Below are 13,976 nucleotides of genomic sequence, written 5' to 3' on the forward strand. Positions count from 1 at the left end.
GCGGTTTTCTGCCGCCGCGGGGGCCGCGGGCGCCGGCAGCCTTTCTTGGGGCGCGTTCTGCGTCTCCGGGGCGGTTCCACCGGCTGCAGAAAAGAAAGGGCTAGGAATCGTGACGACAGCGTCTTCGGCGGACCATCCGACACGCCGTGATTTTCTCTTTGTTGCAACCGGAGCTGCCGCCGTGGTCGGCGCAGCCGCCACTGTTTGGCCGCTGGTTGCCCAGATGAACCCGGATGCCGCGACGATCGCGGCCGGCGCGCCGATCCAGGTCGACCTGACGCCGATCGCCGAGGGCCAGGACATCAAGGTGTTCTGGCGCGGCAAGCCGATCTACATCAGCCACCGCACCAAGAAGCAGATCCAGGAGGCCCAGGGCGTTGCGCTCTCGAGCCTGCCCGATCCGCAGCCCGACTCGGCCCGCGTCAAGGCAGGCCACGACCAGTGGTTGGTCGTGATCGGCATCTGCACCCATCTCGGCTGTATCCCGATCGCGCATGAGGGCAATTACGACGGCTTCTTCTGCCCCTGCCACGGCTCGCAGTACGACTCCTCCGGTCGTATCCGCCAGGGGCCGGCGCCCGCCAACCTGGCGGTGCCGCCCTACGCCTTCCTCACCGACACCAAAATCCAGATCGGCTAAGTCCCGGACATCACGGGACTTCGGCTTCCACTTGGACCCATCGCGTCGTTTTTCTTCTTCAGGATCGCATCAATGAGCGGACCATCTGATTTTCAACCGAGCAACCCCGCCTTGAAGTGGATCGAACGGCGTCTTCCGATCTTCGGCCTGATCCACTCCTCCTTCGTGGCCTATCCGACGCCGCGCAACCTGAACTACTGGTGGACCTTCGGCGCCATCCTTTCGATGATGCTGGCGCTGCAGATCCTGACCGGCGTGATCCTGGCGATGCACTACACGCCGCACGCCGATCTCGCCTTCAAGTCGGTCGAGCTGATCGTCCGCGACGTCAATTACGGCTGGCTGCTGCGCAACATGCATGCCTGCGGCGCGTCGATGTTCTTCTTCGCCGTCTACATCCACATGTTCCGCGGTCTCTATTACGGGTCGTACAAGGAGCCCCGCGAGGTGCTGTGGATCCTCGGCGTCATCATCTACCTCCTGATGATGGCGACCGGCTTCATGGGCTACGTGCTGCCGTGGGGCCAGATGAGCTTCTGGGGCGCCACCGTCATCACCAATCTGTTCTCCGCCGTGCCGTATTTCGGCGAGAGCATCGTGACCCTGCTCTGGGGCGGCTATTCGGTCGGCAACCCGACGCTGAATCGCTTCTTCTCGCTGCACTACCTGCTGCCGTTCGTGATCGCCGGCGTGGTCGTGCTGCACGTCTGGGCGCTGCATGTCGCGGGTCAGAACAACCCGGCCGGCGTCGAAGCCAAGACCGAGAAGGACACCGTTCCGTTCACCCCGTATGCGACGATCAAGGACGCGTTCGGTGTGTCGTGCTTCCTGATCTTCTTCGCCTGGTTCATCTTCTACATGCCGAACTATCTCGGCGACGCCGACAACTACATCCCGGCGAACCCCGGCGTGACCCCGGCGCACATCGTGCCTGAATGGTACTATCTGCCGTTCTACGCGATCCTGCGCTCGATCCCGAACAAGCTCGCCGGCGTCGTGGCGATGTTCTCGGCGATCATCATCCTGTGCTTCCTGCCCTGGCTCGACAGCGCACGGACCCGGTCGTCGAAGTATCGTCCGCTGGCCAAGCAGTTCTTCTGGATCTTCGTGGTGGTCTGCATCCTGCTCGGCTATCTCGGCTCGCAGCCGCCGGAAGGCATCTATGTGATCGCCGGCCGGATCCTGACGGTGTGCTACTTCGCCTACTTCCTGATCGTGCTGCCGCTGCTCGCCCGCATCGAGACGCCGCGCCCGGTGCCGAACTCGATCGCCGACGATGTGCTGGCGAAGAGCAAGGGCAGGGCCGCGACCGCAGCCTCCGTCATGCTTGCGCTGGTGCTGGCCGGTGGCCTGTTCGCCGGCAGCACCCAGAACGCCAAGGCCGAGGAAGGTGGCAACGCGCCGCCGGCCCAGAGCTGGTCGTTCTCCGGCCCGTTCGGCAAGTATGACCGCGGCTCGCTGCAGCGTGGCCTGAAGGTCTACAAGGAAGTCTGCTCGGCCTGCCACAGCCTGAACTACATTGCATTCCGCAACCTCGCCGATGCCGGCGGCCCCGGCTATTCGGAGGCGCAGGCGGCGGCTCTCGCGGCCGAGTACAAGATCAAGGACGGTCCGAACGACCAGGGCGAGATGTTCGAACGCCCGGGTCGCCCGGCGGACTACTTCCCGGCGCCGTTCCCGAACGAGCAGGCCGCGCGCGCGGCCAATGGCGGCGCGGCGCCGCCGGACCTCTCGCTGATCACCAAGGCGCGGTCCTACAAGCGCGGCTTCCCGCAGTTCGTGATCGACTTCTTCAGCCAGTACCAGGAGCAGGGACCGGACTACGTCGACGCCATCTTGCAAGGTTTCGAGGACAAGGTGCCGGCCGGCGTGACGATCCCGGAGGGCTCGTACTACAACAAGTACTTCCCCGGCCATTCGATCAAGATGCCGAAGCCGTTGTCCGACGGTCAGGTGACCTTCGACGACGGCTCGCCGGCGACGGTCAAGCAGTACGCGCACGACGTCACCACGTTCCTGATGTGGGCGGCCGAGCCGCACATGGAAGAGCGTAAGCGGATCGGCATGCAGGTGTTCTTCTTCCTCGTGATCTTCGCCATCCTGATGTACTTCACCAAGCGCAAGGTCTGGGCCGACGCGCACTGACCTCAGACGCGGTAGCGAATTTGAAAAAGCCCCTTCGGGGGCTTTTTTGTTGGCGTCATTGCGAGCGCAGCGAAGCAATCCACTCATCCGTTGTGCGGAAATATGGATTGCTTCGCTGCGCTCGCAATGACGGCTAATTGATTGCGTCCGTCACCGAGTACGGACAAGATGCCGGCCAATCGGCCGGCAAACATTGCGGAGGAACTCATGGGTACCAGCATCAACTTCAAGCGTCCGGACGGCAAGGAAGCGTCGGGCTATCTCGCCAACGCCGCGCGCGGCAACGCGCCCGGGGTCGTCGTGATCCAAGAGTGGTGGGGGCTGCAGGACCAGATCAAGGGCATGTGCGATCGTTTCGCGCGGGCCGGCTTCGATGCGCTGGCGCCCGATCTCTACAAGGGCAAGGTGGTGCCGTATCACGACACCGACGCGGCCGGCAAAGAGATGAACTCGCTCGACTTCATGGACGCCACCACGCAGACGGTGCGCGGCGCCGCGCAATATCTCGGCAAGAACGGCGCCAAGGTCGGCCTGACCGGCTTCTGCCTCGGCGGCGCTGTGACCATCATCGGCGCCACCAAGATCCCGGAGCTGACCGCAGGCGTGGTGTTCTACGGCATTCCCCCGGAGCAGGCGGCCAAGCCGGCGGACGTGCGGATTCCGCTGCAGGGCCATTTCGCCACCAAGGACGATTGGTGCACGCCGGCGCTGGTCGATGGTTTCGAGAAAGCGATGAAGGCCGCCGGCAAATCGCTGGAGCTGTACCGCTATGACGCCGACCACGGCTTCGGCAACGAGCAGCGCCTGTCAGTGCACGACCGCCAGTGTGCGGAACTGGCCTGGGACCGGGCGACTGATTTCTTCAGGAAGCATCTGGGCTAACCCGATTGCGAAAACCACCGGCGTCGTCCCGGCGAAGGCCGGCAACTGTTATGTTGGTTTGGTTTGCAGGTACGGCTTTCGGTCTCGCATGATGGCATTGAGGACCGTCAGCAGCTTCCTGGCGACGGCGATGAGGGCGAGTTTGGCTGGTTTTCCGGCCTGTCGCAGTCGTGCATAGAAGGCCTTGAACGGATCAGCTCTGCGGACTGCGTTGAGGGCCGCCATATAAAGGGCGTCACGAACGCGCTTTCGGCCGCCCGCAATCTTGCGCTTGCCGCGGAAGGCGCCGCTGTCGACGTTGAAGGGGGCAAGGCCAGCGAGCGCTGCGAGTTGTTTCGGTCCGATCCGCCCGAGTTCCGGCATCTGCGCGATGAGCTGCATGCAGGCCACGGGACCCACGCCGGGCAGCGAACGCATTAACTTCGCATCGTCCGCGATCTCCGCTTCGGCTTTAATCAATGCGCTGATGTCGGCCTCGATCTCGGCGATCTCGCTGTCGAGGACCTCGATGAGGCGGCCAATGCGTTCGGCCATGGCGCGATCGTCGGCCTCGCTGCGCCGGTTCTTCTCCTGGGCGCGCATCAGGACCAGCTGATCCCGCCGTTTTGCAAGCCTCGCCAAGGCGTTGCGTGCAGGATCGGCGACCTGCTCGGGGGCGGGCTGCATGGCCCGCGCAAAGGCTGCCAGCATCCGCGCATCGATCGGATCGGTCTTGGCGAGCAGGCCGCTAGCCCGTGCAAAGTCGCGGGCACGGGCCGGGTTGATCCGTGCGAACCGGATCCCTGCCTGACGTAGCGCCTCGCGAAGCGCGAGGTCATAGATACCCGTCGCCTCGAAGACGACCAGCGCATCGCATTGCCAACGCGCCACCTGCTGTGTGATGGCCTGTGTCGCGTTGGCAATGCGCCTCGGCACGCCGTCAGCCTCATCAAAGATATCGAGGTGTTTTTTGGAGATGTCGATTCCGACGTAACGAAGAGCTATGATCACGGTGCCTGTCCCTGTGATGCGAGGTCTGTTGGCGCAGCCTCGTGCAACTGTTCAGGTTTGTAGATGGAACGGGCGGGAGACCGAGCCGGCTCACGGCGTCAAGCGCCAAGGACCCAACGGCTTCCCGCCCACCCCATCATGACAGACTTCCAAGACACAGGGACCCATACGCCGCGGCCTTTGCAATGGGCACTCTGGCAGTCATCACGCTGAACAATTGCAGCCTGTGGTGATGGATCCCAGCCTTCGCCGGGACGACGGCGAGATTTAGTTCTCCGCCTTCACCCCGTCCCACCACGGGCAAGTCCCCGACATCAGCTTGAAATTGCCTTCCAGCACCTGCACCGGCGCGCGCTTGCCCTCGGCGGCGGCGCGCATCCGCATCTCGCGCGCGACCGCGCGGTCCTCCGGCGACAGCCAGACGCGTTCGTGGCCCCACAGGCTCGGGCCGTCGTACATCTCGAATGGCGTCCAGTTCTTAGGGTCGATCTCGCGGCCGCCCCAGCCGCACTCGACCATGAAGGCTGACGGGGACTTGGCGTAGAACGACGTCATCAGGTCGTTGGTGTGCCGGCCGAGCGTGACGTTGACCCGGTCTTCCTTCGTCGCGATGTCGTAGGCTTGGCCGACATCGTCCAGCGAGAACAATTCCACCATCAGATGATGCATGCCGTTCGTGCCGGTCTCGATCAGCGCGAGCGAATGGTGGCGGGCATTGACGTGGAAGAAATAGGCGCGGAACGGTTTTTCGATGTAGTCGCTGAGGCCGAAGCCGAGCACGTCGACATAGAAGCTCATGACGGGTGCGATGTTCTTCACGGTCAGCACCGCGTGACCGAGCCCCAGCGCGCCGGTACGGAAGCCGGAGATGGATCGTCCGGGCCGGAACGGCGTGTCGTCGATCTCGGGGCCATGAAAGGCCTCCAGACGGTTGCCGGCCGGGTCCTGGAACGAGATCAGTCCGCGCACCCGCCTGCTATCTGCGAGCGCCTGCGGTTCGGCGATCACGGCAACGCCGGCATGCTCGAGCCGCGCCGCCAGCGCGTCGAGCGCTGTGGCATCCGCGACCTCCCAGCCGAAGAACCGCGTCCCTTCGCCCTGGGCGCGGTCGATCACGATGCGCTGCTTGCGGTCGTCCATCCGAAAGGCGAGCAGCGAGTTGCCGCGCTCGATCGCCTGCAAGCCGACCAGGCCGGTGCCAAACTGCCGCCAGTCGTCGAGCGCGTCGGAGCCGAAGCCGGCATATCCGAGACCCAAAATCGCCATCTGCGCCTCCACCATCTGTCTGTTTTTTGGGCGGCTGGTCACCGCCATTTCAGCAAATCCTACGCGGATTCCGGTCGCTTCAAACCTCGAAAATGGCGTCCGAGAGGGCGTCCAGGATTGGGGCAGGGGTGTCGGGCGATCCCTTGACACGGCCCGCGCCCGGTGGTGAGTAGCGGCCATGAGCACCGTTGCCAGTCCATCCCGTCGTTGGTGGCCCACCTTCTCATAGGTGGCCGGTGCGTTTTCATTTCCCAAAAACGTCGAAGGTCGCCATCGCAGTGCGACGGTCTCCCTTCGTTTGTCCTGTGTGGCGCTCTCTTCCCAAGTTTCGTAAGAGGATCACATGAACAGGACAGTCTTCTCCCTGCCGGCCAAGAGCGAATACCTGACCAACGGCGGCCTCGCGGTCGCGCGCGTGGTCGAGCAGTTCACCGGCGGCGCCAACCGTCTCGACGATTTGATCGCGCTGCTGGACCGCCGCCGCGGCGTGGTGCTGTCCTCGGGCACCACAGTGCCGGGCCGCTACGAGAGCTTTGATCTCGGCTTTGCCGATCCGCCGCTTGTGCTGGAAACCTCAGGCACCGATTTCTCGTTGCAGGCGCTGAACCCGCGCGGTGAGGTCCTGATCGCCTTCCTCGGCGACGTGCTGCGCGAGCCTTGCGTCGTCATCTCCGAGCGCAGTGCCACGCGGCTCGCCGGCCATATCATCCGCGGCGCCGCGCCGGTGGAGGAAGACCAGCGCACCCGCCGCGCCAGCGTGATGTCGCTGGTGCGCGACATGGTGGCGGCGTTCACCTCCAATGCCGATCCGCTGCTCGGCCTGTTCGGCGCTTTCGCCTACGACCTCGTGTTCCAGATCGAGGACATCGTGCAGAAGCGCGCCCGCGAGGCCGACCAGCGCGACATCGTGCTCTACGTGCCGGACCGGCTGCTGGCGTATGACCGCGCCACCGGCCGCGGCGTGGCGCTGAATTACGAGTTCTCCTGGAAGGGCAAATCCACCGCCGGCCAGTCGCACGAGACCGCGCCGAGCCTCTACGCCATGACCGGGCGGCAGGGTTTTGCCGATCACGCGCCGGGCGAATACCAGGCGACCGTCGAAGTCGCGCGCGCGGCGTTCGCCCGCGGCGATCTGTTCGAGGCGGTGCCCGGGCAGCTGTTTGCCGAGCCCTGCGAGCGTTCGCCGGCGGAAGTGTTCCAGCGGCTCTGTCGCATCAACCCGTCGCCCTATGGCGCGCTGATGAATCTCGGCGACGGCGAATTCCTGGTCTCTGCATCGCCGGAGATGTTCGTGCGCTCCGACGGCCGCCGGGTCGAGACCTGTCCGATCTCGGGCACCATCGCGCGCGGCTCGGATTCGATCGGCGATGCCGAGCAGATCCGCAAGCTGTTGAACTCGGAAAAGGACGAGTTCGAGCTCAACATGTGCACCGACGTCGACCGCAACGACAAGGCGCGCGTCTGCGTGCCCGGCACCATCAAGGTGCTGGCGCGGCGGCAGATCGAGACCTACTCAAAGCTGTTTCACACCGTCGACCACGTCGAGGGCATGCTGCGGCCAGGCTTCGATTCGCTCGATGCTTTCCTGACCCATGCCTGGGCGGTGACCGTGACCGGCGCGCCGAAATTGTGGGCGATGCAGTTTGTCGAGGATCACGAGCGGTCGCCGCGGCGCTGGTACGCCGGCGCGATCGGCTGCGTCAATTTCGACGGCAGCATCAACACCGGCCTCACCATCCGCACCATCCGCATGAAGGACGGTCTCGCCGAGGTGCGCGTCGGCGCGACCTGCCTGTTCGACTCGGATCCCGCCGCCGAGGACCGCGAGTGCCAGGTCAAGGCGGCGGCGCTGTTCCAGGCGCTGCGCGGCGATCCGCCGAAGCCGCTGTCGGATTTCGCGCCTGACGCCACCGGCTCGGGCAAGAACGTGCTCCTGATCGATCACGACGACAGCTTCGTGCACATGCTCGCCGACTACTTCCGTCAGGTCGGCGCCAACGTCACCGTGGTCCGGCATGTCCATGCCCAGGACATGCTGAAGCAGCGCGGATGGGACTTGCTGGTGCTGTCGCCCGGTCCGGGTCGTCCGGAGGATTTCGGCATCGCGAAGACCATCGACACCGCGCTCGAGAAGAAGTTGCCGATCTTCGGCGTCTGTCTCGGCGTGCAGGCGATCGGCGAATATTTCGGCGGCCAGCTCGGCCAGCTCGGCCAGCCCGCGCATGGCCGTCCGTCGCGGGTCCAGGTGCGCGGCGGCCGGCTGATGCACAATTTGCCGAATGAGATCGTGATCGGCCGCTATCACTCGCTCTATGTCGAGCGCGACAGCGTGCCCGAGGTGCTGGCGGTGACCGCGACCACCGAAGACGGCGTCGCGATGGTGATCGAGCACAAGACCCTGCCGGTCGGCGGCGTGCAATTCCATCCGGAATCGCTGATGTCGCTCGGCAACGAGGTGGGCCTGCGCATTGTCGAGAATGCATTCCGGCTTAATCCGCCGGCCAATTGAGGATTGCGAGACCAATGACCTTCGACCACGACATCAAGGCGACCGTTCGCACCATCCCGGATTATCCGAAGAAGGGCATCCTGTTTCGCGACATCACGACGCTGCTCGCCGATGCCCGCGCCTTCCGCCGGGCGGTGGATGAGCTGGTGCATCCCTGGGCGGGGGCGAAGGTCGACAAGGTCGCAGGCATCGAGGCGCGCGGCTTCATCCTCGGCGGCGCGGTGGCGCATCAGCTCTCCGCCGGCTTCGTGCCGATCCGCAAGAAGGGCAAGCTGCCGCACACCACGGTGCGGATCGCCTACTCGCTGGAATACGGCATCGACGAGATGGAGATGCATGCCGACGCAGTGCAGCCCGGCGAGCGCGTGATCCTGGTCGACGATCTGATCGCGACCGGCGGCACCGCGGAGGGCGCGGTGAAGCTGCTGCGCCAGATCGGCGCCAACATCGTCGCCGCCTGCTTCATCATCGACCTGCCCGATCTGGGCGGCGCCGCCAAGCTACGCGCGATGGACGTTCCGGTGCGCACGCTGATGGCGTTCGAAGGGCACTAGCGCCACGCGTCGTCCCGGCCTTCGCCGGGACGACGGTCATCCCCGCTGCAGCAGTATGCTCAGCTCGAGATCGCGGAACGTGGTGTAGTTCTTCCGGATCCACTGATGCAGCTCGGTCGATGAGTCCCTCTCCTGGCGCAGATAGCCGGTGAAGGAGAAGGTCAGCCGGTCGATATAGGTCTTCAGGAACACCGGCAGCGCCCGGAAGCGCAGCACCCGGCTGGCGGTCATGACGGGCGGCAGCTCGCCGCGCACCACGAACTCATTGTCGATGACGATGAGCGCGTTCGGCGGGATCATGCCCTGCAGCGTCTGGTAGCCGTGCACCGAGGCGCGGTCGGTATCGGCGACATAGAGGATCACCGGCGAGACGCGGCGGCGCATCGCCTCCTTCATCAGCCCGATCTGGTCGCACATTCTGAAGAATTCGTCGAAGGCGTGGTAGCCGAGGTCGATCACCTTGCCGATGCCGTCATTGACGATGACGCGGTCCATCAGCTGCATCTTGCCGTAGGTGTCGATCACATCGGCGGTTTCCGTGATCCGCGGCAGGTAGTCGAGCAGCGACGGCTCCTTCAGGTTGATGTCGTAGCAGACGACATCGCCGTTCTTGAGCAGCAGGAATTCGCCGAGCAGCCGCGCGATCAGCGTCTTGCCGACCTGCGGGCGGGGCGAGCAGATGATGTAAACGGGCGTGGACGACATCGCCCGCTATATCAGGCCAAATTTTCGCCTAATCCAGCCCCATCGCCGCCTTGCGCGCGACTTTTTTCGCTTCCCCGGGCGCGACTCGTTCGCTGCGGCCGGGCGCGACTTTCGGTCGCCTTTGCGCGCGACTATTTTTCGCCCTTGGCCGCCTTGGCGCCGACCAGGTCGGTCAGCTTGATCCGGTCGAACTCGCTCCAGACGTTCGCAAGCCAGTGCCGGACATAGCCGCGCAGCACGAAGGAGTAGTTCGCGGCGTCGTCGTTGATGCCCTTGTTGGCAACGAATTTCAGGAACGGAACCGAGGAGACCTCGACCTGCTCGTAGGCCATTTCGTTGAGCTTGGGGATGGTGAGGTCCACGGCATCCTTGATGCGGTGGAAGTAGGAATTGTAGGTGGCCTGGTCCCACTGGAAGAACTGGGTATCGTTGATGAAGTTCTTCACCAGGAAATACTTCGCGCCGCTCATGAAGTTGGCGGTCTCGGCGATCTCGTCCAGCGAGGCGATCGAGGGGCCGAGGATATGGAACACGGCGAAGGTGATCTGGCCGGAGCGCGCCGCGTCGAGGAAGCCGATATCGCGCAGCGAGGCCAGCGCGGGCGACAACAGGCCGGCGCGGACGTCGATCACGGTGACCGAGGAACCGGCGTTCAGCGTATCGAAGATTTTCATCTGGTCCGCGGTCGTCGTCATGTCGACGATCTCGGTGATGTCGGGATGGAAGCGCTTCAGCGTGCCGCGCGGCGACTCGGTGTCGAACGCCCGGGTCTGCACATTGTTGGCACTGAAATAGTCCAGGAGCGTCCGCGAGACGGTGGTCTTGCCGACCCCGCCCTTGTCAGCGCCCACCACGATCACAACCGGCTTTGCCATGGAAGTCCCTTAAAGCGCGCTCCCGACCGCGATGGCGATCGGCAAGTCCCCACACTGCTTTGGGCGCGAACATGGCAGAAACGAGGGAGAATTCAATTCCTTAAGGTGCCCACATTGGGTTTGGTAGGGATTTCCTTAATGGACTGAGTGGCCTAGGGCACGATCAGCGGCGCCGGCCCCAAGGGCCTTGAAGTGGGCCTTGCAGAGGACCCAGCGGCCCCAATGGTCCCTGTGCGGGGCTGGTGCCGGGCAGCGGCGGCGGATTGTTCGGTTGTGGGGGCGGCGTGTCACCCCACGGGCCATGGGTCACCGGCGGGGGCTGGTCGCCTGCCGCGGACGGCTGGTCCTGCGTTCCCGTCTCCTCCGATGTCTCATCCGGCAGCGCCAGCGGTCCGGGGTCGTGGCCGCCGGCATATTTCACCAGGGCATCGACCCGGGACTTCACCGACGGGTGGGTGGCAAACAGGTCGGCAAAACCCTCGCGCGGATTGTCGACGCAGAGTTCCATCACCGCCGAGGTGGCGCCCGGCAACTCACCGCGGTTCTCGATCTTGCGCAGCGCCGAGATCATCGCATCGGGATTTTTCGTCAGCTCGACCGATCCGGCATCGGCGAGAAATTCGCGCGAGCGCGACAGCGCGAGCTTGACCACCTGCGACAGCAGCCAGGCCAGCACGATCAGCGCGACCGCGATGATGATCACGACGATCGCGCCGCCGCCCGAGCCCTTGCTGTCGCGGTCCGACGAGGATGACGACGATCGCGAGGACGACGACCAGCCACCTCCTCCGCCGCCGCTCCACGACAGATTTGTGAACAGGCGGAAGAACAGCTCGCCGAAGAAGCCGACCACGCCGGCGATGATCACGGCGACCACCATCAGCTGCACGTCGCCATTCTTGATATGGGTGAGCTCGTGGCCGAGCACGGCCTCGATCTCCTGGTCATCAAGCGCCTTCAGGAGACCCGTGGTGACCGTGATGGAATATTGCCGCGGGCTCAGTCCGGTCGCGAACGCGTTCAGCGCCGGGCTGTCCATCACCTTCAGCTTCGGCATCGGGATGCCGCGCGAGATGCAGAGGTTTTCCAGCAGATTGTAGAGCCGCGGCTGCTGCTGCCGCGTCACGCTTTCGCCGCCGGTGACGGCGTCGATCATCTTCTGGTGAAAGAAATAGGCGATCACGATCCAGGCCACCGCCGCGATCGTCGCCCATGGGAAGGCCGAGACCAGATCGCGCGAGGCATGGGTCAGATAGTAGTCGGCCGTGCGGCCACTATCGATCATCACCTCCGCGACCAGCGCGCCGGCATACACCAGCACGTAGATCAGCAGGAACAGGCCGGCAAGCAACAGCATCGAACGAAACTTGTTCGATGCGATATGCGTGTAGAGACCATAGGCGGCCATGACTAACCATCGTCATTCCGGGGCACGCCAACGGCGTGAACCCGGAATCCAGAGGTTTCCTGGTCGATCGAGACTCCGGGTTCGATGCTTTGCATCGCCCCGGAATGAAAGAGCTGGCTGGATGCCATGCTGATCAGAACTTCACGCTCGGTGCCGCCTCGACCTCCGTGCGGCTGGCGCCGAGGTCGAAGAAATCCTTGCGGGTGAAGCCGAACATGCCGGCGAACAGCGCGGCCGGCATCTGCTGGATGCCGGTGTTGTATTCCTGGACCGCGTTGTTGAAGAAGCGGCGGCTGGCGGCGATCTTGTTCTCGAGGTCGGAAAGCTCGGAGGCAAGCTGCTGGAAATTGGCGTTGGCCTTGAGGTCCGGATAGGCCTCCGACAGCGCGATCAGCCGGCCGAGCGCACCGGAGAGCTGGTTCTCCGCCGCCGAGACCTGGGCCGGGCCCTGTGCCGAGATCGCTGAGTTGCGTGCCTTGATGACGTCGTCGAGCGTGCCGCGCTCATGTGCGGCATAGCCCTTCACGGTCTCGACCAGGTTCGGGATCAGATCGTGGCGCTGCTTGAGCTGCACATCGATGTCGGCAAAGGCCTGGCTGACGCGCTGGCCGAGCGCGACAAGCCGGTTGTAGGCGCCGAACGCAAACAGCACGAGAAGGACGATGACGCCGATAACGATCCAGCTGGTCGACATGGCAGGGCAGCTCCTGATGGACGAGACGGCGGCACCGTAGCCCAAGATCGGGGCGCAGGGCAGCCCGCCGCGAAAAGGTGGGCATGAGTTGGTCGGGGATGGTGTCCAATTAGTTCAAAGGCGTCGTCCCGGCGAAGGCCGGGACCCATACGCCGCGGCCCGTGGAAGGGGCACAAGCGGCGTCGGCTTCGCTTCACAACCGGGATCGGTGGTTATGGGTCCCGGCCTTCGCCGGGACGAGGCAAGTAGCTAAACCGCGTCGCCCCAGCGCCAGCGCCGGGCCCGGGCGTAATCGGCCTTCGCGCGCCGCGGCACTTTTGTGACAACAACGCCCTCGGGCGTGCAGAGCTTGGCCGCAATCTCGACCTTGCCGACATCCGGTTGCGCCAGTACGCGCGATGGCCGGTTCTCAACGCGCGCGCGGCTCAGCGCGACATAGGCGAAGCGCTCGTCCTCGAACGGGGCGTTGGCGCCCTTGACCTGCTTGTGCGCGCGCGAGCGCTGCAGGCGCTGCGAGAAATGGCACCAGTCGGGCGTGACCAGCGGGCAGGCGCCATCATGCGGACAGGGGGCTGTGACATGCGCGCCGGCGGCGATCAAGCGTGCGCGCAGTGCGATGATCCGCGCATAGCCCGCGGGCGTGCCGGGTTCGACGACCAATAGCGTGTCGCGCGCTTTGGACCACAGCGCGTCGGTCAGTGCCGCGCGCTCGGACTCGCCGAGCTCGCCGATCATGTAGCTGGCGACGACGAGGTCGGCGGGGTCGGCCTTGTCCAGCAAGGCGCGGGCTTGGCCGAGTTGGTAGCTGATGTCGTGCAGGCGTACGGTACGTTGAAAGAGCTCCTGCGCCAGCGTTCTCAACGCGCCATTGGCGTCGAGCAGGGTGAAGCCCCGCAGCGACGTGAACGTCTCGGAGGCCGCCCAGGTCGCGGTCCCGGGGCCGGCGCCGACATCGAGCAGGCTCGCCGGTGCGAAGTCCGGCCGGATCTCTGTCAGTGCATTGAGGCTCGCCACCACGGCCGCATAGGTTGCGGGCATCCGTGCCAGCGCATAGGCCAGCGCATCGGTCTCGGTCCGGATCGTCCCGGAGCCGCCGCCCTCGCGGTAGGTCTGTGAGATGATCGCCGCGCGACCGGCCGCGTCGTTGCGCGACAGGCCTTCGAGCCTGGCGTTGAGGGCGGCACGCAGTTCAGCGGGGAGATCGGGCGAGGTCATCCGCTATACTATCGCACGTCATTGCGAGCGGAGCGAAGCAATCCATCGCGCCGCTTGTGGAGGCGTGGATTGCTTCGTCGCTGTCGCGCCTCG

12 protein-coding genes are annotated in these 13,976 nt (G+C 64.8%); 5 read left to right on the top strand and 7 right to left on the bottom strand.

Annotation, left to right across the window (positions count from 1 at the left end; translation table 11 throughout):
• The first annotated feature begins 109 nt into the window (after positions 1-109).
• The 3 genes from petA to ACVIGA_RS31470 all read left to right on the top strand — a co-directional run bounded on the left by petA (position 110) and on the right by ACVIGA_RS31470 (position 3,667).
• A complete protein-coding gene (gene petA / locus ACVIGA_RS31460) occupies positions 110-640 on the top strand; it encodes a ubiquinol-cytochrome c reductase iron-sulfur subunit (protein WP_097672906.1) in 531 nt (176 codons plus the stop codon).
• Positions 641-712: 72 nt separating this feature from the next.
• A complete protein-coding gene (locus ACVIGA_RS31465) occupies positions 713-2,785 on the top strand; it encodes a cytochrome c1 (protein ID WP_456669056.1) in 2,073 nt (690 codons plus the stop codon).
• 207 nt (positions 2,786-2,992) lie between these two features.
• On the top strand, positions 2,993-3,667 hold the full coding sequence (locus ACVIGA_RS31470; RefSeq protein WP_223969411.1) for a dienelactone hydrolase family protein: 675 nt from the start codon (positions 2,993-2,995) through the stop codon (positions 3,665-3,667).
• Between the two features lie 48 nt (positions 3,668-3,715).
• On the opposite strand, the gene ACVIGA_RS31475 is transcribed toward ACVIGA_RS31470, so the two are convergent.
• Positions 3,716-4,657 carry an IS110 family transposase gene (locus ACVIGA_RS31475; RefSeq protein WP_456667447.1) on the bottom strand — a complete coding sequence of 314 codons (942 nt, stop codon included), beginning with the start codon at positions 4,655-4,657 and terminating at the stop codon, positions 3,716-3,718.
• A 267-nt stretch (positions 4,658-4,924) separates the two neighbouring features.
• A complete protein-coding gene (locus tag ACVIGA_RS31480) occupies positions 4,925-5,923 on the bottom strand; it encodes a VOC family protein (RefSeq protein ID WP_456669057.1) in 999 nt (332 codons plus the stop codon).
• 343 nt (positions 5,924-6,266) lie between these two features.
• Here ACVIGA_RS31480 and ACVIGA_RS31485 point away from each other — a divergent pair, with 343 nt between their 5' ends.
• Both ACVIGA_RS31485 and ACVIGA_RS31490 read left to right on the top strand, forming a co-directional pair.
• The gene (locus ACVIGA_RS31485; protein WP_456669058.1) at positions 6,267-8,432 is read left to right on the top strand and encodes an anthranilate synthase component I; all 2,166 of its coding nucleotides are present in this window, start codon (positions 6,267-6,269) and stop codon (positions 8,430-8,432) included.
• Between the two features lie 14 nt (positions 8,433-8,446).
• Positions 8,447-8,986, top strand: a complete 540-nt coding sequence (locus tag ACVIGA_RS31490; protein WP_223969405.1) for an adenine phosphoribosyltransferase — start codon at positions 8,447-8,449, stop codon at positions 8,984-8,986.
• A 36-nt stretch (positions 8,987-9,022) separates the two neighbouring features.
• Here the strand turns inward: ACVIGA_RS31490 and ACVIGA_RS31495 are convergent, their stop codons facing one another.
• The 5 genes from ACVIGA_RS31495 to ACVIGA_RS31515 form a co-directional block, all read right to left on the bottom strand.
• Positions 9,023-9,691, bottom strand: a complete 669-nt coding sequence (locus ACVIGA_RS31495) for a hypothetical protein (protein ID WP_456669059.1) — start codon at positions 9,689-9,691, stop codon at positions 9,023-9,025.
• Positions 9,692-9,822: 131 nt separating this feature from the next.
• Positions 9,823-10,566, bottom strand: coding sequence for a P-loop NTPase family protein (locus tag ACVIGA_RS31500; protein ID WP_092124553.1), 744 nt, complete (start codon positions 10,564-10,566; stop codon positions 9,823-9,825).
• A 163-nt stretch (positions 10,567-10,729) separates the two neighbouring features.
• Complete coding sequence (locus ACVIGA_RS31505) at positions 10,730-11,974, bottom strand: M48 family metallopeptidase (RefSeq protein ID WP_456669060.1); 1,245 nt, start codon at positions 11,972-11,974, stop codon at positions 10,730-10,732.
• 133 nt (positions 11,975-12,107) lie between these two features.
• Positions 12,108-12,668 (bottom strand): LemA family protein, encoded by a 561-nt coding sequence (locus tag ACVIGA_RS31510; RefSeq protein ID WP_092124555.1) that lies wholly within the window; start codon positions 12,666-12,668, stop codon positions 12,108-12,110.
• A 249-nt stretch (positions 12,669-12,917) separates the two neighbouring features.
• Positions 12,918-13,883 carry a small ribosomal subunit Rsm22 family protein gene (locus tag ACVIGA_RS31515; protein WP_456669061.1) on the bottom strand — a complete coding sequence of 322 codons (966 nt, stop codon included), beginning with the start codon at positions 13,881-13,883 and terminating at the stop codon, positions 12,918-12,920.
• Positions 13,884-13,976: the final 93 nt, after the last annotated feature.

Source organism: Bradyrhizobium sp. USDA 3240, from assembly GCF_054063295.1.